14 protein-coding genes are annotated in these 20132 nt (G+C 65.7%); 8 read left to right on the top strand and 6 right to left on the bottom strand.

Annotated elements, in window-relative coordinates:
* Positions 1–26: 26 nt before the first annotated feature.
* The 3 genes from FIV02_RS15900 to FIV02_RS15890 are packed head-to-tail and all read right to left on the bottom strand — an operon-like array spanning position 27 to position 2415.
* A complete protein-coding gene (locus FIV02_RS15900; RefSeq protein WP_152489166.1) occupies positions 27–956 on the bottom strand; it encodes a biotin-dependent carboxyltransferase family protein in 930 nt (309 codons plus the stop codon).
* On the bottom strand, positions 953–1666 hold the full coding sequence (locus FIV02_RS15895; RefSeq protein ID WP_152489165.1) for an allophanate hydrolase subunit 1: 714 nt from the start codon (positions 1664–1666) through the stop codon (positions 953–955). Before FIV02_RS15895 ends, FIV02_RS15900 begins: the two co-directional genes overlap by 4 nt.
* On the bottom strand, positions 1663–2415 hold the full coding sequence (locus FIV02_RS15890) for a 5-oxoprolinase subunit PxpA (RefSeq protein WP_152489164.1): 753 nt from the start codon (positions 2413–2415) through the stop codon (positions 1663–1665). Before FIV02_RS15890 ends, FIV02_RS15895 begins: the two co-directional genes overlap by 4 nt.
* 364 nt (positions 2416–2779) lie before the next feature.
* Here FIV02_RS15890 and FIV02_RS15885 point away from each other — a divergent pair, with 364 nt between their 5' ends.
* The gene (locus FIV02_RS15885) at positions 2780–3721 is read left to right on the top strand and encodes a TRAP transporter substrate-binding protein (protein WP_256662977.1); all 942 of its coding nucleotides are present in this window, start codon (positions 2780–2782) and stop codon (positions 3719–3721) included.
* A gap of 43 nt (positions 3722–3764) precedes the next feature.
* Here FIV02_RS15885 and FIV02_RS15880 read toward each other — a convergent pair whose 3' ends face one another.
* Positions 3765–5648 carry a methyl-accepting chemotaxis protein gene (locus FIV02_RS15880; protein ID WP_152489163.1) on the bottom strand — a complete coding sequence of 628 codons (1884 nt, stop codon included), beginning with the start codon at positions 5646–5648 and terminating at the stop codon, positions 3765–3767.
* Positions 5649–5787: 139 nt separating this feature from the next.
* Positions 5788–7011 (bottom strand): OprD family porin, encoded by a 1224-nt coding sequence (locus tag FIV02_RS15875; RefSeq protein ID WP_152489162.1) that lies wholly within the window; start codon positions 7009–7011, stop codon positions 5788–5790.
* Between the two features lie 271 nt (positions 7012–7282).
* Between FIV02_RS15875 and FIV02_RS15870 the strand changes: the two genes are divergently transcribed.
* The 5 genes from FIV02_RS15870 to FIV02_RS15850 all read left to right on the top strand — a co-directional run bounded on the left by FIV02_RS15870 (position 7283) and on the right by FIV02_RS15850 (position 16637).
* Positions 7283–8227, top strand: coding sequence for a LysR family transcriptional regulator (locus tag FIV02_RS15870; protein ID WP_047591671.1), 945 nt, complete (start codon positions 7283–7285; stop codon positions 8225–8227).
* Positions 8228–8532: 305 nt separating this feature from the next.
* Positions 8533–9510 carry a TRAP transporter substrate-binding protein gene (locus FIV02_RS15865; protein WP_134675464.1) on the top strand — a complete coding sequence of 326 codons (978 nt, stop codon included), beginning with the start codon at positions 8533–8535 and terminating at the stop codon, positions 9508–9510.
* Positions 9511–9579: 69 nt separating this feature from the next.
* Entirely contained in the window at positions 9580–10086 is a 507-nt protein-coding gene (locus FIV02_RS15860) for a TRAP transporter small permease (protein ID WP_037056200.1), read from the top strand.
* Positions 10087–10143: 57 nt separating this feature from the next.
* On the top strand, positions 10144–11448 hold the full coding sequence (locus tag FIV02_RS15855) for a TRAP transporter large permease (protein WP_152489161.1): 1305 nt from the start codon (positions 10144–10146) through the stop codon (positions 11446–11448).
* A gap of 347 nt (positions 11449–11795) precedes the next feature.
* Positions 11796–16637, top strand: a complete 4842-nt coding sequence (locus tag FIV02_RS15850; RefSeq protein WP_152489160.1) for an NAD-glutamate dehydrogenase — start codon at positions 11796–11798, stop codon at positions 16635–16637.
* 368 nt (positions 16638–17005) lie between these two features.
* Here FIV02_RS15850 and FIV02_RS15845 read toward each other — a convergent pair whose 3' ends face one another.
* A complete protein-coding gene (locus FIV02_RS15845; protein WP_047589932.1) occupies positions 17006–18439 on the bottom strand; it encodes a M48 family metalloprotease in 1434 nt (477 codons plus the stop codon).
* A 109-nt stretch (positions 18440–18548) separates the two neighbouring features.
* Here FIV02_RS15845 and FIV02_RS15840 point away from each other — a divergent pair, with 109 nt between their 5' ends.
* Both FIV02_RS15840 and FIV02_RS15835 read left to right on the top strand, forming a co-directional pair.
* Positions 18549–18788 (top strand): sulfurtransferase TusA family protein, encoded by a 240-nt coding sequence (locus FIV02_RS15840; RefSeq protein ID WP_037057431.1) that lies wholly within the window; start codon positions 18549–18551, stop codon positions 18786–18788.
* A 46-nt stretch (positions 18789–18834) separates the two neighbouring features.
* On the top strand, positions 18835–19902 hold the full coding sequence (locus FIV02_RS15835) for an AI-2E family transporter (RefSeq protein WP_152489159.1): 1068 nt from the start codon (positions 18835–18837) through the stop codon (positions 19900–19902).
* Positions 19903–20132 lie beyond the last annotated feature (230 nt).

Genomic DNA, 20132 nt, shown 5'->3' with positions numbered 1-20132 from the left:
GTGCTGGATTGCCCGGGCGCGGCCGCTCATTGCCACTGCGCGAGCAGTCGACGCTGGCTGCGCTGTGCGCTGTCCTGGGTGGTCGGTTGCAGCCACAGGCTCTGCCCCGGCAGGCATTGCGCCAGGCGCGCCACCGCCTGGGGTGTCAGCGCGCCGAGGCGTGGATAGCCGCCGATGGTCTGGCGGTCATTGAGCAGGATGATCGGCTGGCCGTCCGGGGGTACCTGCACGGCGCCCAGCGGAATGCCTTCGGAGATCATCGAGCCGCGCTGGCATTGCAGCTGCGGACCGTTGAGGCGAATGCCCATGCGATCGGCACGCTGGTCGATCAGCCACTCGCTGTTGAAGGCGTCGAACAGGCTCTGGCCACGGAAGTCACCGATCTGCGCGCCGAGCACCACCTGCAGCCGGGGGGCATCCTCGTAGACGGGGATATGCGCAGCGGGCATCTGCCGGGCAGCGGCTGCCTCCGCGTCCCAGGTGAGCGCATCACCCACGGCCAGCGGGCGGCCGTCGCCGTGCAGGCCGCCGAGCCCCTCGCGGCGCATGCTCGCGCAGCTGCCCAGTACCAGGGGCGCCTTGAACCCGCCGGGCGCGGCCAGGTAGGCCCGTGCGCCCTGGCGCGGCGTGGCGAAGCTCAGGCGCTGCCCCTGGCGCACGCTGAAACTGCGCCAGGGCAGCAAGGCCTGGTCATCGAGACGCGCGCCGAGATCCGCGCCGGTCAGCGCCAGGGTCGCATCGCGGGTGCACTCGAACTCGAGGTTGCCGAGGGTGATCTCCACCACGGCTGCCGTGAGCGGATTGCCCAGCAGCCAGTTGGCCCAGCGGTGGGCGATCCAGTCCAGTGCGCCGCTCTGGGTCACGCCTAGGTGGCGTACGCCGAAGCGCCCAGCATCCTGCAACTGAATGAAAGGGCTGCTGCGCAGCACGCGCAGGCCATTGCCGATCGCGCTCATTGGCTGGCCTCCAGCGGACTGTCGTCACCGCCCAGGCGAATGAATTCGGCGCGTTCGACAGCGACGAAGCGCACGCGGTCACCGGGTTGCAGCAGGCTGTAGCCCTCGATGTCGCTGCCGAACAGGCGGGTCGGGGTACGCCCGATCAGGTTCCAGCCACCGGGGGAGACCACCGGATAGGCGGCGGTCTGGCGCTCGGCGATGCCGACGCTGCCGGCGGCGATGCGCTGGCGGGGCGTGCTCAGGCGCGGTGCGGCGAGGATTTCCTCGACCAGCCCCATGAAGGCGAAGCCCGGTGCGAAACCCAGGGCGAAGACCTGGTAGGCATGGCCGCTGTGACGGGCGATCACCTCGGCTTCGCTGAGGCCGCTGCGGCGTGCCAGCAGCTGCAGTTCCGGGCCGACGCTGCGGTCGTACCAGGTCGGCAGCTGGTGCTCACGGCCGTTCTGCACGTCGGCAGGCTGCAGGCCATCGAGTGCCTCGGCGACCTTGGCGCGCGCCTGGGCGCTGTCGAGCTGGCACAGGTCATAGTGCAGCAGCAGCGTGGTGTAGGAGGGCACCAGGTCCAGCAGGGCGTCGCCGAAGGCGGCCTGCAGGCGCGTGCGTGCCGCCAGCATCCAGGGCATGTTGGTTTCGTCGATGTGATCGAACAGGCGCAGGATCAGGCTGTCGATGCCGGCGACTTCCAGTCGCACACTGGGCGCCTTCATGCCTGGGCCAGATGGTCGAAGGCCTGGCGGATACGCTTGACCGCCGCGACCGAGCTGGCGTTGTCGCCATGCACGCACAGGGTCTGCGCGACCAGGGGCAGGGCACTGCCATCGCTGGCCTGCAGCGCCTCGCCACGTGCCAGGGTCACGGCCTGGGCGACTATCACTTCGCTGTCGTGATGCACTGCGCCGGGCAGGCTGCGGCTCACCAGGTAGCCGGCGGCGTCATAGGCGCGATCGGCGAAGGCCTCGAACCACAGGGTCAGGCCGAACTCGTCGCCCAGTGCCTGGGCGGCAGCGTTGTCGCGGGTGCACATCAGCATCAGTGGCAGCTGGCGATCGTACTTGGCCACGGCGCTCATCACCGCGCGCAGGGTAGCGGGCTTGCGCATCATGTCCTGGTACAGCGCACCATGCGGTTTGACGTAGCTGACACGGGTGCCCTGGCTGCGGCAGAGGCCTTCCAGCGCGCCGATCTGATAGAGCATCAGGTCTTCGACTTCCTGGGGCGTGCAGTCCATCGAGCGGCGGCCGAAGCCGACCAGGTCCTGGTAGGCGGTATGTGCGCCGATGCGTACGTCGTGCGCCACGGCGAGGGCCACGGTCTTGCGCATCACGCTGGGGTCGGAGGCGTGGAAGCCGCAGGCGATGTTGGCGCAGTCGATATAGGGCATGACCTCGGCGTCCAGGCCCATGGTCCAGGCGCCGAAGCTTTCGCCGATGTCGCAGTTCAGAAGCAGGCTGTTCAAGGGAGCATCCTAATCATGGCTTGTCGATTCCAGCAGCGTTGAGCTGTCCTGGCTGATGGCTGCATTTTTTCCGTTGCCACGGAACAGCGTCCAACTAATAAAAACATCCGCCGGAGATAGGAAAAGCTGATGGTGGCGGGCATCGGATTTTTCGATCGCGAGGCGCTGGTTTTTCCCGTTGGACAGGGCGCGCCGCGTGAGTCGACAGTGCGTCGGGTGAACGCTCCCTGGCGCCGTTCTGGCGCATCCCCGGTGCCCCGCACCGGGGCCTCTTGCGTTTCCTTCGACCCGACACGAACGGGGGACCCCGATGAAGACCGCTCCCTGCATGTCCGCGCTCTGCGCGTTGCTCGTCGTTCTACCCATGAAAGTATCCGCGCAAGGCGCCGCGTCCTGGTCGATGTCGGTGGAGCAACCGGCTGGCAATTTCATCAGCCGCGTGGCCGTCGATTTTGCCAGGAATGTGCGCCAGACCACCAAGGGGCAGCTGAACATTCGCGTGCATCCCGGTTCTGCCCTGTACAGCCGGCCGCAGGTGAAGGGCGCCGTGAGCCGGGGCGACATTCAGCTCGGCGATGTGTTCATGTCCGCGCTGGGTGCCGAGGACCCGCTCTACGAACTGGACAGCCTGCCGTTTCTCGCCACCGATTACGAGCAGGCGCGCCGGCTCTGGGCCGTCAGCCGCGGGGCGGTCGAGCAGCGCCTGCTGGCCGATGGCGTGCGCCTGCTGTATGCGGTGCCCTGGCCGGCGCAGAGCCTGTTCAGCACGCGGCCGCTGCGCCAGCCGGGCGATATCCGCGACCTGAGCTTTCGCAGCTACAACCCGACCATCTCGCGCCTGGCGCAACTGCTCGAGGCCCGGCCCACGACCATCGACACCGAGGACGTGCCGCAGGCGTTCCGCGACGGCCAGGTCGACATCATGCTCACCTCCAGCGCCACGGGGGTGGACCTGCGCGCGTGGGACTTCACCTCGCACTTCTATGACGTGCGCGCCTTCATCCCGAAGAACATCGTGATCGTCAACGAGCGTGCCTTCCAGCGCTTGCCCGAGGCGCAGCGTCAGGCCCTGCTGCATGCGGCCGAGCGCGCCGAGCGGGCAGGCTGGGAGCTGTCCTGGGCACTGACCGAGTACCAGACGCGCATGCTCGCGCGGCATGGCATGCAGGTGGTTCGCGACATCGATCCGGCCCTGCAGCAGGGGCTGGTCGAGGTGGGGCAGCGGCTGACCGAGGAGTGGCTGGCCCGTGCCGGTGACACGCGGGCAGGGATCATCCACGAATACCGCCAAGAGCAGGCGCGCTGAACCACGGCGGCGGGCGTCAGCCTCGAGCTGGCGCCCGCCGTGCTCATGCCAGGCGAAACTGGCTGGCGCTGCGACCCAGGGCGTCGACCTGGGATGACAGCCCCTCGGTATGACCGCCCAGCGTATGGCGCAGCTCTTTGCTTTGCCCGGTGTGCACGTGGATGGTCTCCATCTTGTCGGCGATGTCCTCGGTGGTGGTGGACACCTCCTCGATGGCGACCACCACCTGGTTCATCTCGCCGGTCAGGCGTTCCATCGCCGAGGTGATCGAGGTGATCGCGTCGGCGACCTGCGCCGCATGGCGTTCGCTGTCGGCTGCCAGGTTCAGGCCGTTGCTCATCAGCTGATGCATGTGCCGGGTCTGTTGCTGGAACTCACCGACGATGGCGCTGATGTCGGTGGTGGCGGCCACGGTCTTCTGCGCCAGCGAGCGCACTTCATCGGCCACCACCGAGAAGCCGCGCCCGGCATCACCGGCCCGCGCGGCCTCGATTGCCGCGTTGAGCGCGAGCAGGTTGGTCTGGTCGGCCAGGCTGTTGATCACATCGACGATGCCGTTGACCCGGGCGCTGCTCTGGCCGAGGGCGTCCACCTGGTTGTGCGTGTCCTGAATCAGCTGCGCCAGGCGGCTCATGCTGTTCACGCTGGCGGCGATCACTTCGCCGCCGTTGCGCGCCGCGTCGTAGGCACTGGTGGTGGCGCTGCCGACTTCCGCAGTGCGTTGCGCCATGTCGTTGAGGGTGGCGCTGATCTGGTGCGAGGCGGAGGCGGCCTGCTCGGTCTGCATCTCCACCTGGCTGCTGTTGTCACCCAGCTGGCGCATGGCGTCGCCGAGGTGATTGTGCAAGCGGCTCAGCTCGCCGTTGGCACGTACCACCTCGGCCACGATGCCACCGATGCCCTGGATCATGCGATTGGCTGCGTCTGCCAGCTGATTGAATTCGTCGCGGCGGTTGCTTCCCACCGGCAGCTTGCCGCTGAGGTCGCCGGACGCCACCTGGCTGAGCAGCTGGATGACGTTGCGCAGGCGGCTGACCAGGGTGCGTGAGGCTTGCAGCAGGGTGAAGCAGAGCAGGGCGGCGACGGCCAGGAAACTCAGGCCCATCAGCCACAGCGCGGAGATGCGCGATTGCTCTGCCTCCTGCGCGCGTCGCAGCAGCAGGCCGTCCTGCAGGGCGCGAGCCTGTTGTGCCATGCGCGCCTGCAAGTCTTCGCCCAGCTGGCCCAGGCGCTGGTTGGTGGCGTTGATGCGCTCGATACTGGCATGGGCTTCGCTGAAGGCATCGGCATAGGCCTGCACGTTCTTGCCGATCGGGGTCTGCTGCCACTCCAGGTCGGCGATCTGCTCCTGCAGCTTGCCGATCGCCGTCAGTGCGATCTGGGCGAAGGCCGGATCGAAGGTCGACAGGTAGTCGCGCTGGCTGCTCAGTGCGCTGGTGATGAACGGCTTGATCAGGTCGAAGCTGATGGCTTCCAGGGCCTTGCCCTTTTCACTCAGGACCTTGCGCTGGCCATCGAAGGGCGACAGCCCCAGCGCCTGGTTGAAGCTCAGCCACTGGCGCTGTTGTTCCAGCTCCTCCTCGAGGATGGCCTGGATCCGCTGTGCGTGTTGCAGGGTATCGTCGTCTCGCAGGGCTTGAGCCTTGGTCAACAGTTGTCCGACGAGTTCGTGCAGTTCATCGAGACCGCTGCCGAATGCCGCCAGCTGTTCGGGCGTGAGCTGCTGGCGCTGGGCGTTCTGCCGCCACCAGCGGTTCATCAGTTCGGTGCTGGCGCTGGCGTAGCTCGCCGCCTGTTCCCTGGCCTGCAGGGCACTGCTCAGGCGGTGGCTGGCCCACAGCGAGGCGGCCGCCATCAACGCCAGACTGATCAGGGTGAGCGCGATGAGGGCGCGGAATTTTTGTTGCCAGGACAGGTGCAAAGTCACGATAACGCCTCGCCATCTTCTTCAGGATGATTCTCGGGAATCGGCAAGTTGTCATACGACTGCGGTGAAAGTCTATGGCTATCTTGCCGCCCGGGAAATGAAAAACGGGGCCCCGAAGGCCCCGTCCGCGCAACGCCGCTTACCAGAGCGGCAGGGTGTAGCTGAGAATCAGGCGGTTCTCGTCGAGATCGTTGCCGAAGTTGGAACGAACGGTGGCGTTGCGCCATTTCAGGCCCAGGTTCTTCAGCGGGCCGGTCTGCACCACGTAGGCGATGTCCATGTCGCGCTCCCACTCCTTGCCCTCGCTGCTGCGTCCGGCGACCTCGACGTTGTCGCCGGAGATGTAGCGGGTCATGAAGGTCAGGCCGGGGATGCCGAGGCTGGCGAAGTTGTAGTCGTAGCGCAGTTGCCAGGAACGTTCCTGGGTATTGGCGAAGTCGTTGATCTGCACGAAGTTGACCAGGAAGGGGTCGCTGTTGGCGATGTACGGGAAGGGGTCGTCACCGCTCATGCGCTGGTAGCCGGCACCGAAGGCATGGCCACCCAGGCTGTAGGTGAACATGGCGCCGAAGGCCTTGTTGTCGAGGTCGCGGAAGTTGCCGTCCTCGCGGCTCTGCGAATAGCGCAGGTCGCTCTTCAGCGACTGCCCTTCGCCCAATGGCAGCACATGCACCAGGGTGCCGTAGTACTGCTGGTAGATGTCTTCCAGCGTGCCGTAGTGCAGGCCGGCGGTGAGCTGCGGCGTGAGCTTGTACTCACCACCGCCGAAGACGAAGGAATCGCTGCTGCCGCCGATGCGGTTGCCGCTCATCTCGGTGTAGTCGCTGGAGCTGTTGGCCTTGATCCGGTTGATCTTGCCGCCCTGCAGGGTCAGCTTGTCGATTTCCTGGACGTTGAGCAGCGCGCCCTGGAAGGTCTGCGGCAGCAGGCGCGAGTCATTGGCGGAGACGATTGGGCTGCGGAACTGCAGGGCGCCGACTTTCAGCGTGCTGTTGGAGATCCTGGCCTTGGCGGTCAGGGCGAGCTTCGAGTAATCGTCCTGCGAACCGCCGGAACGGTCGGCCGGCAGCAGGCCGGTGCCGGCGGTGCCGTCGCCGGAGTCGAGTTTCAGGCCGAGCATCCCCAATGCATCGATGCCGAAACCGACGGTGCCCTCGGTGTAGCCGGATTCCATGCGCAGCAGAAAACCTTGCGCCCATTCCTCAGCCTTGTCGCGAGCGCCGCTCTGACGGAAGTCGCGGTTGAAGTAGAAGTTGCGCATCTCGACGCTGGCCTTGCTGTCAGCGATGAAGTCGGCGTGCGCCAGGGTTGGCAGGCCGCTGCCGAGCAGCAGCGCGGATGCCAGTGGGTAATGGGGTTTCATGGTTGCAGTGTCTCCTGTTGGGAGCGCGCAGCGGCGAGAGCGGCTGCTTGGCAGAGCGCGTTTTGAATGATGTTGTTGTGGTCTGCGCGGAGCGCGCCGCCATTCTTCAAAGCGTTGTTCGGCTGCGTCCAACGAGAAAAAACAGGGGGCCGGCGATAGGAAAATTCATCCGCCGGGCGAAAAACCTCTGGCATGCAACCTGCTACGCCCAAGGCAGCATGGGTGCTGACGATCAGGCCCGGATGACGATATTGCGAAGAGGCGTTGTGGCATGAACCTGAGATTTCTCGAGACCTTCGTTTGGGTGGCGCGGCTGAAGAGTTTCCGCCTGACTGCCGAGAAGCTGTTCAGTACCCAGGCGTCGATTTCCAGCCGCATCGCCGCGCTCGAGGATGAGCTCGGTACGCGTCTTTTCCTGCGTGATTCCAAGGGCGTGTCACTGACGCCCGAAGGGCAGAAGGTGCTCGAATACGCCGAGCGGATGATCGACACCATGCAGGCGCTGAAGCAGTCGATCAGCGATACCGGCAATATCCAGGGGCGCATCCGCATCGGGGCGATGGATACCGTCATTCACACCTGGTTGAGTCCGTTCGTAACACGGGTGATGGAGCGCTACCCCGCAGTGGAGATCGAACTGACCGCCGACACCGCGCGCAACCTCAACGAGCAGCTGCTCAAGGGCTATCTGGACATCGTGTTCCAGACCGACATGGTCAATGGCGACAGCGTGCGCAATCTGCAGCTGGCGGTGTTCCCGGTGCGCTGGATCGTGCCCACCGGCTCGCTGTACCACCGCCGCTACGCCTCCACGGATGAGCTGGCGCGCGAGCGCATCATCACCTTCTCGAAGAACTCGCGGCCACACCAGGACATTCTCAACCTGCTGCACGCCGGCAGCGTCAGTGCGCCGCGCATCAACTGCGTCAACTCCATCGCGGCGATGACCCGGCTGATTCGTGATGGCTTCGGGGTCGGCGCCTTGCCGCCGGCGCTGGTCCACGATGAACTCAAGCAGGGGGTGCTGAGCATTCTCGACGACGTTCCCGAGCCGCCGGCCTTGCCGGTGGTGGCCACCTGGCGCACCGGGGTCGGGCTGGAACTCAGCGAGGACATCATCGCCCTGGCCTGCGAGGCACTCGACGTCTACGCCGAGGAAATGGGCGAAGCCTGCATGGCGCGCGTCGCCCCGGCGCCGGAACAGCAGAGCGCCTGAGCCCTTCCGCTGGTCGACGGCCCCTCGAGAAGCCCCCTCGGCAGGCTCGCTCAGCGCGCGTGAAACCCGCTTGCCTGTCTGTCATGCCCCGGCGTAGGCAGCCTTGCCCAGCTTTTCCAGGAGCCGTCAGCGGTTGCCCGCTGCTGGTGCATTTGCCACAGCGATGCCCCGTTTCATCCCATAACGAATTCCGATCATGCGCCCCCGGTTTTTCTAGTTGGACAGGGTAGGGCGATGCGCTGAGACTCGAAATCGTCTTCCAGCCGCGCGTGCGGCGCACAAAGAACAATTAACAGGAGAGCACCATGAAAAGCATCGCATCGCGTTTCGCTATTACCGCTTTGGCTTGCGCACTGGGCGTCGGCGCCCAGGCTGCCGAGCGCTGGAACATGAGCGTCGAGCAGCCCGACGGCAACTTCATCACGACCGTGGCCAAGTCGTTCGCCGAGGACGTGGAGCAGGCCAGCCAGGGTGAGCTGCAGATTCGTGTGCACGCCAACTCGGTGCTGTTCAAGCGCCCCGAGGTCAAGCGTGCGGTGCAGACCGGGCAGATCCAGGCTGGCGACGTGCTGATGTCGGTACTGGGTAACGAAGACCCGATCTTCGAAGTCGACAGTGTGCCGTTCCTGGTGCGCAACTACGAGCAGGCCCAGGCGCTGTGGGCCGCCAGCCGGCCGGCCGTCGAGGAGCGCCTGGCCAAGCAGGGCATCAAGCTGCTGTACGCCATGCCGTGGTCGCCGCAGAGCATCTTCACCAAGACCCCGGTCGCCAGCATGGACGACTTCAAGGGCATGAAATTCCGTGCCTACAACCCGGCCACCTCGCGCATGACCGAGCTGATGGGGGCGGTGCCGACCGTGATCCAGACCGGCGAGATTCCACAGGCGTTCAGCACCGGCATGATCAACGGCATGCTCACTTCGCCGACCACGGGCGTGGACTCCCAGGCCTGGGACTTCTCTTCCTACTACTATGACGTCAAGGCCTTCATTCCGAAGAACTTCGTCATCGTCAACGCACGTGCCTTCGCGCGCCTGCCGGAAGCGACCCAGGCTGCGGTACTCGATGCCGCCAAGCGTGCCGAGGCGCGTGGCTGGGCGATCGCCCAGGAGAAGACCGGCGAGCTGGTCAAGACCCTGGCCGACAACGGCATGCAGGTGTCCGAGCAGGCACCGGCTGCGGTCGAGAAGGGCTTCGAGCAGATCGGCCAGACCATGACCGACGAGTGGCTCAAGCGCTCCGGGGCCGACGGCCAGGCTATCCTCGACGCCTACCAGCGTTGATGTCAGTGCCCATCGCTGCGTCGCAGCGATGGGCTTTTTCTTCAAGCTTGCCCAGGGAGCCCGCTGTTCATGACCCCACTGCACAAGCTCTACACCCTGTCCGGATGGCTGTCCGGCGTCTTTCTCGTCTCGATCTGCGTGCTGGTGGTGGCGCAGATCGTGGCCCGCCAGCTCGGCACCATGGTGCCGGCGGCCGATGAGTTCGCCGCCTACGCGATGGCGGCTTCCGGTTTTCTCGCCTTGCCCTATGCCCTGCAACGTGGCGCACACATTCGCGTGGAACTGATGCTGCGCCTGCTGCCGCCTGGTGGCCGTCGTGCGGCCGATGTGCTGGCCACCCTGATCGGTCTCGGCATCGCCGCCTACCTGGCCTGGTACTGCACCCTGTTCGTGCTGGAGTCCTACGAGTTCAAGGAAGTGTCCTCGGGCCTGTTGCCGATCCCGATGTGGCTGCCTCAGCTGCCGATGCTGCTCGGCACCCTGATCCTGGTCGTGGCCATGGCCGAGCGCCTGGTGCTGACCTGCCTGGGCAGGCGTTTCGAGTCTGCCGAGGCCGATACGGCGATGAGCGAGTGAGCCGCATGGCTCGATCCTTAATTGCGGCCATCGCCGCACTGATTCGTGAGTGAACCCGTGGACTACACAACCATCACCATTACGCTGCTGCTGGCACTGTTCGTGCTGCTCGGCGGCGGCGTCTGGGTCGCCCTGTCGCTGCTCGGCGTCGGCATCATCGGCATGGAGCTGTTCGGCGGCGCGCCGGCCGGCTCGATCCTGGCCTCCACCAGCTGGGCGTCCAGCGCCAGCTGGACCCTGACCGCCTTGCCGCTGTTCATCTGGATGGGCGAGATCCTCTACCGCACGCGCCTTTCCGAAGACATGTTCAACGGCCTGGCGCCCTGGATGCGCGGCATGCCGGGGCGCCTGCTGCACGTCAACGTATTCGGCTGCGGCATGTTCGCGGCGGTCAGCGGCTCGTCCGCCGCCACCGCCGCCACCATCGGCCGCATTTCCCTGCCCGAGCTGAAGTCGCGCGGTTATCCCGAGTCCATCGCCATGGGCTCGCTGGCCGGCGCCGGCACGCTCGGCCTGCTGATTCCGCCGTCGATCATGATGATCGTCTACGGGGTGGCGGCGCAGGTGTCGATCTCGCGCCTGTTCATCGCCGGCATTCTGCCCGGCCTGCTGTTGCTCGCCATCTTCAGCGGTTACCTGATGCTCTGGTCGGCCTGCAATCGCAGCCAGTTGCCGGAGGAGGGCGACCGCCTGCCGTTCATGGAAAAACTGCGCCGGGCCAAGTTGCTGATCCCGGTGCTGGGGCTGATCGTCGCGGTGATCGGTTCGATCTATGGCGGCATCGCCACGGCGACCGAGGCGGCGGCGGTTGGGGTGGTTGGCGCGCTGCTGATCGCGCTGTGTTCCGGGGCGCTGACCCGGGAGACCTTCATGGCCAGCCTGATGGGCGCCGTCTCCACCTCGTGCATGATCTTCTTCATCCTGCTCGGCGCGGCCTACCTGACGTCGGCGATGAGCTTCACCGGCCTGCCGGCGGCGCTGGCCGACTGGATCATCGCCAAGCAGCTGTCGCCGTACCTGCTGCTGCTGGCGCTGACGCTGTTCTTCATCGCCCTGGGCTGCTTCCTCGATGGCATCTCGATCATCCTGCTGACCACGGCGGTGATCCTGCCGGCGGTGCAGGCGGCGGGCATCGACCTGCTGTGGTTCGGCATCTTCGTCATCCTGGTGGTGGAGATGGCGCAGATCACCCCGCCGGTGGGCTTCAACCTGTTCGTCATCCAGAACCTCACCGGGCGCAACCTCGGGGCGGTGGCGCGGGCCAGCTTTCCGTTCTTCATGCTGCTGGTGCTGGCGGCGGTGCTGATCACCACCTTCCCGCAGATCGTCCTGGCGCTGCCCGAGGCCATGCGCGGCGCCTGACCCTTCTCCATGGCTCGTTCGCCCTGCGCTGGCGGGCCATGGTTTTTCTCTTTTGCACCGTCTCGGTGCAGCCTTGAAAGAAAATGTCGCAGCACCGCAAGCGGTTGCAGGGCTTCCCTCGTTAAGCTCGGCGGTCATACGTGACCAGTCGGTCGTCTCCCTTCGCGCCGGTCCGATGCGACTCGCAGGTGTCATTGTCGCTTCATGGACTAACGTTGAACTAGCAGACCATTGCAAACGTAGACGCGGCAGCAATGGCAACGCAGGTGGTTGTTCAACCGCCTGGCAACACCCAGCGGCAGCGATCCAGATGTCCTGTCGAACCACCAGCCCAACGGAGCAAAAACATGGCGTTCTTTACGGCGGCCAGCAAAGCCGACTTCCAGCACCAACTGCAAGCGGCCCTGGCGCAGCACGTGAGTGAGCAGGCGCTGCCACAAGTAGCCCTTTTCGCCGATCAGTTCTTCGGCATCATCGCCCTCGAGGAGCTGACCCAGCGGCGTCTTTCCGACCTGGTCGGCTGCACCCTGTCGGCCTGGCGCATGCTGGAGCAGTTCGATCACGCCAAGCCGCAGGTGCGGGCGTTCAACCCCGACTACGAGAAGCACGGCTGGCAGTCCACCCATACGGCGGTGGAAATCCTCCATGGCGACATCCCGTTCCTGGTGGATTCGGTGCGCATGGAGCTGAACCGCCACGGCTACAGCATCCATACCCTGCAGAACAGCGTGTTCAGCGTGCGCCGCGACAAGAACGGCCAGCTGCTGGAGATCCTGCCGCGTGGCACCCAGGGCGAGGGCGTGCTGCAGGAAGCGCTGATGTTCCTGGAAATCGACCGCTGCGCCAGCTCCGCCGAACTGAAGACGCTGGAGAAGGCCATCCACGAGGTCTTCGGCGACGTGCGCATGAGCGTTGCCGACTTCCAGCCGATGAAGGCCAAGGCACGCGAGCTGCTGGCCTGGCTGGACCGCGCCAAGCTCAAGGTGGACAAGACCGAGCTGGAGGAGATCAAGGTCTTCCTCGGCTGGTTGCTGGATGACCATTTCACCTTCCTCGGCTACGAGGAATTCACCGTGGCGCCCTCCGTTGAAGGCGGCACCATGGTCTACGACGAGAAATCCCTGCTCGGCCTGTCCAAGCGCCTGCGCTCCGGGCTCAAGGCCGACGAGCTGCACATCGAGCCGGAGGCGGTCGCCTACCTGCGTGAAGCGCAGCTGCTGTCCTTCGCCAAGGCGGCCGTGCCGAGCCGCGTGCACCGCCCGGCCTACCCGGATTTCGTCTCCATCCGCGAACTCGATGCCAAGGGCAACGTGGTCAAGGAATGCCGTTTCATGGGCCTCTACACCTCGGCGGTGTATGCCGAGAGCGTGTGGAACATCCCCTACATCCGCCGCAAGGTGGATGTGATCAAGCAACGCTCCGGTTTCGACAGCAGCGCCCACCTGGGCAAGGAGCTGGCCCAGGTACTGGAAGTGCTGCCGCGTGACGACCTGTTCCAGACCCCGGTCGACGATCTGTTCAGCACCGCCATGGCCATCGTGCAGATCCAGGAGCGCAACAAGATTCGCGTGTTCCTGCGCCGCGACCCCTATGGCCGCTTCTGCTACTGCCTGGCCTACGTGCCGCGTGACGTGTACTCCACCGAAACCCGGGTGAAGATCCAGCAGGTGCTGATGGAGCGCCTGCAGGCCACCGATTGCGAGTTCTGGACCTTCTTCTCCGAGTCGGTGCTCGCCCGCGTGCAGTTCATTCTGCGGGTCGACCCGAAGAGCAAGACGCAGATCGATCCCGTGCGCCTGGAGAAGGAAGTCATCCAGGCCTGCCGTTCGTGGAAGGACGACTACGCCGGCCTGATGGTGGAGAGCTTCGGCGAGGCGCAGGGCACCAACGTGCTGGCGGAATTCCCCGGCGGCTTCCCGGCGGGCTATCGCGAGCGTTTCGCCCCGCACTCGGCGGTGGTGGACATGCAGCACCTGCTCAGCCTGAGCAGCGAAAAGCAGCTGGTGATGAGCTTCTACCAGCCGCTGGCGCAGAACGAGCAGCAGCTGCACTGCAAGCTGTACCACGCCGATGCGCCCTTGCCGCTGTCCGACGTCATGCCGATTCTGGAGAACCTCGGGCTGCGCGTGCTCGGCGAGTTCCCCTACAAGCTGCGCCGTGCCGATGGCCGCGAGTTCTGGATCCACGACTTCGCCTTCACCTATGCCGAAGGCCTGGATGTCGACATCCAGCAACTCAATGACACCCTGCAGGATGCCTTCATCCACATCGTCGGTGGCGACGCCGAGAACGACGCCTTCAACCGCCTGGTGCTGACCGCGGCCATGCCCTGGCGCGACGTGGCGCTGCTGCGCGCCTATGCGCGCTACCTCAAGCAGATTCGCCTGGGCTTCTCGCTGAGCTACATCGCCGCCACCCTGGTCAACCACGCCGACATCGCCAAGGAGCTGGTGCGCCTGTTCCGCACGCGCTTCTACCTGGCGCGCAAGCTCACTGCCGAAGACCTCGACGACAAGCAGCAGAAACTGGAGCAGGCCATCCTCGCCGCGCTGGACAACGTTGCGGTGCTCAACGAGGACCGCATCCTGCGGCGCTACCTGGACCTGATCAAGGCCACCCTGCGCACCAACTTCTACCAGAACGGCGAGCATGGCCAGGGCAAGGCCTACTTCAGCTTCAAGCTCAGCCCGCGCCTGATCCCGGACATTCCGCGCCCGGTGCCGAAGTTCGAAATCTTCGTCTACAGCCCGCGTGTCGAGGGCGTGCACCTGCGCTTCGGCGACGTTGCGCGGGGCGGTCTGCGCTGGTCGGATCGTGAAGAAGACTTCCGTACCGAAGTGCTCGGCCTGGTCAAGGCGCAGCAGGTGAAGAACGCGGTGATCGTGCCGATGGGTGCCAAGGGCGGCTTCGTGCCGCGCCGGATGCCGGTCGGCGGCAGCCGCGACGAGGTGATGGCCGAGGGCATCGCCTGCTACCGCATCTTCATCAGCGGCCTGCTCGACATCACCGACAACCTCAAGGATGGCGAGGTGGTGCCGCCGGCCAACGTGGTACGCCACGACGCCGACGACCCCTACCTGGTGGTGGCGGCGGACAAGGGCACCGCGACCTTCTCCGACATCGCCAACGGCATCGCTGCCGAGTACGGCTTCTGGCTCGGCGACGCCTTCGCCTCCGGCGGCTCGGCCGGTTACGACCACAAGGGCATGGGCATCACCGCCAAGGGCGGCTGGGTCAGCGTGCAGCGTCACTTCCGCGAGCGCGGCATCGACGTGCAGAAAGACAACGTCACGGTGATCGGCATCGGCGACATGGCGGGCGACGTGTTCGGCAACGGCCTGCTGCTGTCGGAAAGCCTGCAGTTGGTGGCGGCGTTCAACCACATGCACATCTTCATCGACCCCAACCCGGACGCCGCGCGCAGCTTCGTCGAGCGCAAGCGCCTGTTCGAGCTGCCGCGTTCGAGCTGGGCCGACTACGATGCCAAGCTGATCTCCGAGGGCGGCGGCATCTTCCTGCGCAGCGCCAAGAGCATCGCCATCAGCCCGCAGATGAAGGCGCGCTTCGACATCGCCGCCGATCGCCTGGCGCCGACCGAGCTGCTCAACGCACTGCTCAAGGCGCCGGTCGACCTGCTGTGGAACGGCGGTATCGGCACCTACGTCAAGTCCAGCAAGGAAAGCCACGCTGACGTCGGCGACAAGGCCAACGACGCCCTGCGCGTCGATGGTCGCGAGCTGCGCGCCAAGGTGGTGGGCGAGGGCGGCAACCTGGGCATGACCCAGCTCGGTCGTGTCGAGTTCGGCCTGCACGGCGGCGCCAGCAACACCGACTTCATCGACAACGCCGGTGGCGTGGACTGCTCCGACCACGAGGTCAACATCAAGATCCTGCTCGGCGAGATCGTTGCCGGCGGCGACATGACCGAGAAGCAGCGCAACAAGCTGCTGGCGCAGATGACCGACGATGTTTCCGAGCTGGTGCTCGGCAACAACTACAAGCAGACCCAGGCACTGTCGCTGGCCGAGCGCCGCGCGCGCGAACGGGCGGGCGAGTACAAGCGCCTGATGAACGCACTGGAAAGCGCCGGCAAGCTGGATCGTGCCCTGGAGTTCCTGCCGTCCGACGAGGAACTCAACGAGCGCGCCAACAACGGCCAGGGCCTGACCCGTCCGGAGCTGTCGGTGCTGATCTCCTACAGCAAGATCGACCTCAAGGAGTCCCTGCTCAAGTCCCAGGTGCCGGATGACGACTACCTGGCCCGCGAGATGGAAACCGCCTTCCCGGACATCCTCACCGAGAAGTTCGGCGACGCCATGCGCCGTCACCGCCTCAAGCGCGAGATCGTCAGCACGCAGATCGCCAACGACCTGGTCAACCACATGGGCATCACCTTCGTGCAGCGCTTGAAGGAGTCCACCGGCATGAGCGCGGCCAACGTCGCCGGCGCCTACGTCATCGTGCGTGACCTGTTCCGCCTGCCGTACTGGTGGCAGCAGATCGAGGCGCTGGACTACAAGGTGCCGGCCGACCTGCAGCTGCAACTGATGGACGAGCTGATGCGCCTGGGCCGTCGGGCCACGCGCTGGTTCCTGCGCAGCCGGCGCAACGAACTGGACGCCGCCCGCGACGTGGCGCATTTCGCGCCGCGTATCGAGGCGCTGGTCGGTCGCCTGGACGAGCTGCTCGAAGGCCCGGCGCGCGAGCAGTGGCTGGCGCGCTACCAGAGCTTCGTCGAAGCTGGCACGCCGGAGGAACTGGCGCGCGTGGTCGCCGGCACCAGCCACCTGTACACCCTGCTGCCGATCATCGAAGCCGCGGACGTGACCGGCAAGGATGCCAGCGAAGTGGCGACTGCCTACTTCGCCGTAGGTGGCGCGCTGGAGCTGTCCTGGTACCTGCAGCAGATCACCAACCTGCCGGTGGAGAACAACTGGCAGGCACTGGCCCGCGAAGCCTTCCGCGACGACCTCGATTGGCAGCAGCGGGCGGTTACCGTGTCGGTCCTGCAGATGGTCGACGGCCCGCAGGACATCGAGGCACGGGTGGCGCTTTGGCTCGACCAGCATCAGCGCCTGGTCGATCGCTGGAAGGCCATGCTGGCCGACCTGCGCTCGGCGACCGGCACCGACTACGCCATGTACGCCGTGGCCAACCGCGAGCTGATGGACCTGGCGCAAAGCGCCTGAGCCATCCGCTGAAATGAAAAGCCCCGCCTAGTGCGGGGCTTTTCATTTCAGGCCGCGCGCGTAGCCCGGATGAAATCCGGGGCCGTACTCCAAGGATGCTCAGAATGAATTTCAGGACAGGGTTTGGGGATTCCCCGGATTGCATCCGGGCCACGGACGTAGCGCCCGCACGGTTTGCTCCCCTCTCCCATTTATGGGAGAGGGGCCGGGGGAGAGGGCCGAGCGCGCCGCACTTCGCCAAACCAGTACGCCACCGCCTTGACCGCCTTCGTAGCCCGCACGGTTTGCTCCCCTCTCCCATTCATGGGAGAGGGGCCGGGGGAGAGGGCCGAACGTACCGCAGTCAAAAGACCGTGCCAGCACGTGCGTCAGCGCAACATCTGCTCGACCAGGCGTTTCTCTTCGGAGAGTTCGCGCTGGCGTGCGTCGATGCGCGAGGCCAGCTGGAAGTTGTTGCTGGCGCGGCGCTTGGCGTAGTCCAGCTGTTCGATCGCCTGGTTGTAGTCACCCACCAGCGCGAAGAACTCGGCGCGCGCCTGGTGCAGGCCGATGGTGTTGCCGCTCAGGCCACGTACCTCGGCGACTTGGTACCAGACGTCCGGGTCCTTGCTGCGGGTCTTCAGCAGGTCATCCAGCGCCCGCTCGGCATCCGGGATGCGCTGCTGCTTGAGCAGCAGGTCGATGCCGCTCTGTTGCAGCGGATAGTTGCTGGGGTACAGGGTGCGCATGCGCGCCTGGCGGCGATCGGCCGCGTCGAGGCGGTTGGCGGCCATGTCCAGCTCGATCTGCGCCAGGTTGTAGACGATGTCGTCCGGGGCCTTGCTCAGCAGCGGTGCCAGGGTCTTGCCGGCCTCGTCGAGCTGGCCGGTCTTCATCTGCGCCAGGACCAGGCCATAGCGCGCGGCATCCAGCCCCGGGTTCTCGTCGAGCATGGCGCGGAAACGCTTGGCGGCGACCCCAGGCGTCTCTTCATAGGTCAGCTGCACGCGGGCGCGCATCAGCTGGTAGCGCAGGCTGTCCTCGCGGCCTTCCACCGGGTACTGCTCGGCGCGGTTGCGGGTGTCGGCGATGCGCGACTCGGAAACCGGGTGGGTCAGGAGGAATTCCGGCGGCTTGGCGTCGTAGCGGTACTGGCGCATCAGGCGCTCGAACATCGACGGCATGGCGCGCGGGTCGTAGCCGGCCTTTTCCAGGTTGACCAGGCCGATGCGGTCGGCCTCCTGCTCGTTCTGGCGCGAGAAGCGGCGCTGCTCCTGAATCGCCGCAGCCTGGGTCGACATGATGGTGGCGATGCCTGCATCCCCCGCGCCCGCTGCCGCGGCGACGATGCCGGCGAGCATGGCGGCCATCAGCGGCAGTTGCATGCGCTGCTGCGCCTCGACACCACGGGCGAAGTGGCGTTGCGACAAGTGCGCCAGTTCGTGCGCCATGACCGAGGCGTACTCGGCTTCGGTCTGGGCGTAGAGGAAGAGGCCGCCGTTGACCCCGACGATCCCGCCCGGTGCGGCGAAGGCGTTGAGCTGCGGGCTGTTGAGCAGAACGAACTCCAGGCGGCGGTCCTGTAGCTGGCTGGTCTCCGACAGGCGATAGACGCTGGATTCGACGAAGTCCTTGAGCTGCGGGTCGTCCAGCTGCGAGACCTGGCCGCGCAGCAGGCCGAGCCAGGCGCGGCCGAGTTGGTGTTCTTGCTGAGGGGAGACGATCGAGGAGCTGGCATCGCCAAGCGACGGCAGGTCACTGGCTCCCGTGTGGGCAGCGAACAGGCAGGCCAGCGTCAGCAGGGTGGGGCGCAGAAAAGTCATGCACTCAGGGCTCTCGGAGGGCAAAGGGGGTTACTGTAGCCGGCCAGCTAGCGCGCTGGCCAGGGTTGCAGTGGCTTGGTTATCCTAGCGCCCTTATCAGGAGTAGACGATGACAGACGTACCGGCTTTCGATGCCGAACTCGACGCCTGCGGGCTCAATTGCCCGTTGCCCTTGCTCAAAGCCAAGCTCGAGCTCAATCGCCTGGCCAGCGGCGCCGTACTCAAGGTCAGTGCCACCGATGCCGGTTCGCAGCGCGACTTCCGTGCATTCGCCACGCTGGCCGGTCATGCGCTGCTGCATGAAGAGGTCGACTCGGGTGTCTATCGTTACTGGCTGCGCAAGGCCTGAGTCCTTCGCCGTCCTCCCCAGCACATCTGCAGATTAAGGATCGTTGATGGTCAAGGTTATACGCGACTGGCTGCACCGCTACTTCTCCGACGAGCAGGCCGTGGTGCTGGCCGTGCTGCTGGTGCTGGGGTTCGCCGTGGTGCTGACCCTGGGCGGGATGCTCGCGCCGGTGCTGACCGGCCTGGTGCTGGCCTTTCTGATGCAGGGCATGGTCAACGGCCTGGAGCGCATGCGGGTGCCGCAGGTGCTCGCCGTGTGGCTGGTGTTCACCCTGTTCATGGGCTGCCTGGCGGTGTTCATGCTGGTGCTGATGCCGTTGCTGTGGCAGCAGCTCAGCACCCTGTTCAACGAGCTACCGCGCATGGCGGCCGAATGGCAGTCGGTGTTCCTGCTGCTGCCGGAGCGCTACCCGAACCTGATCACCGACGCGCAGATCGTGCAGCTGATCACCAGCATGCGGGGCGAGGCCGGCAAGTTCGGCCAGTGGGCGCTGTCGTTCTCGCTGTCCAGCCTGCCGATGCTGGTCAGCGTGATGATCTACCTGGTGCTGGTGCCGATCCTGGTGTTCTTCTTCCTCAAGGACCGCGAGCAGATCGGCCAGTGGTTCCGTGGCTACCTGCCGCGCGAGCGGGCGCTGATCAGCCAGGTCGCGCAGGAGATGAACCAGCAGATCGCCAACTACATCCGTGGCAAGTTCATCGAGATCATCATCTGTGGCGTGGTCACCTACATCGCGTTCGCCTACCTGGGGCTGAACTACGCGGCGCTGCTGGCGCTGCTGGTTGGCCTGTCGGTGGTGGTGCCTTACATCGGCGCGGTCGTGGTGACGGTGCCGGTGGCGCTGATCGGCCTGTTCCAGTGGGGCTGGAGCGACCAGTTCATTTACCTGATGGTGGTCTACGGCATCATCCAGGCCCTCGACGGCAACGTGCTGGTACCGTTGCTGTTCTCCGAGGCGGTCAATCTGCACCCGGTGGCGATCATCTGCGCGGTGCTGCTGTTCGGCGGCCTGTGGGGATTCTGGGGCGTGTTCTTCGCCATTCCGCTGGCCACGCTGTTCAAGGCGGTGATCAACGCCTGGCCGCGTACCGAGCTGGAGTCTGCACAGGATTGAGAGGGCGGGGCGCAGGAGTCCGCTGTCTTTGCTCTGTGTCTGGCCACTGGTGCTGGGGCCGCGTCGCTCCTCTGGGGAGAGGGGGCGTCCGCGACCAGCGGTGTGCGCCTGGGGCGCATCGCAAATGAATTCGCTCCTGCCGCTCCAGACTCCTCGGGCGAATCACCCCGTAGGCGCGGCTTCAGCCGCGAAACAGGCGCATGACTGGAGCGATATCCCCGTCAAACGAA

This window comes from Pseudomonas sp. THAF187a (genome assembly GCF_009363395.1).
Lineage (GTDB): Bacteria > Pseudomonadota > Gammaproteobacteria > Pseudomonadales > Pseudomonadaceae > Aquipseudomonas > Aquipseudomonas khazarica.
Note: the sequence above shows the minus strand (reverse complement) of the source record. Positions and strands in the feature narration are given on the sequence as shown.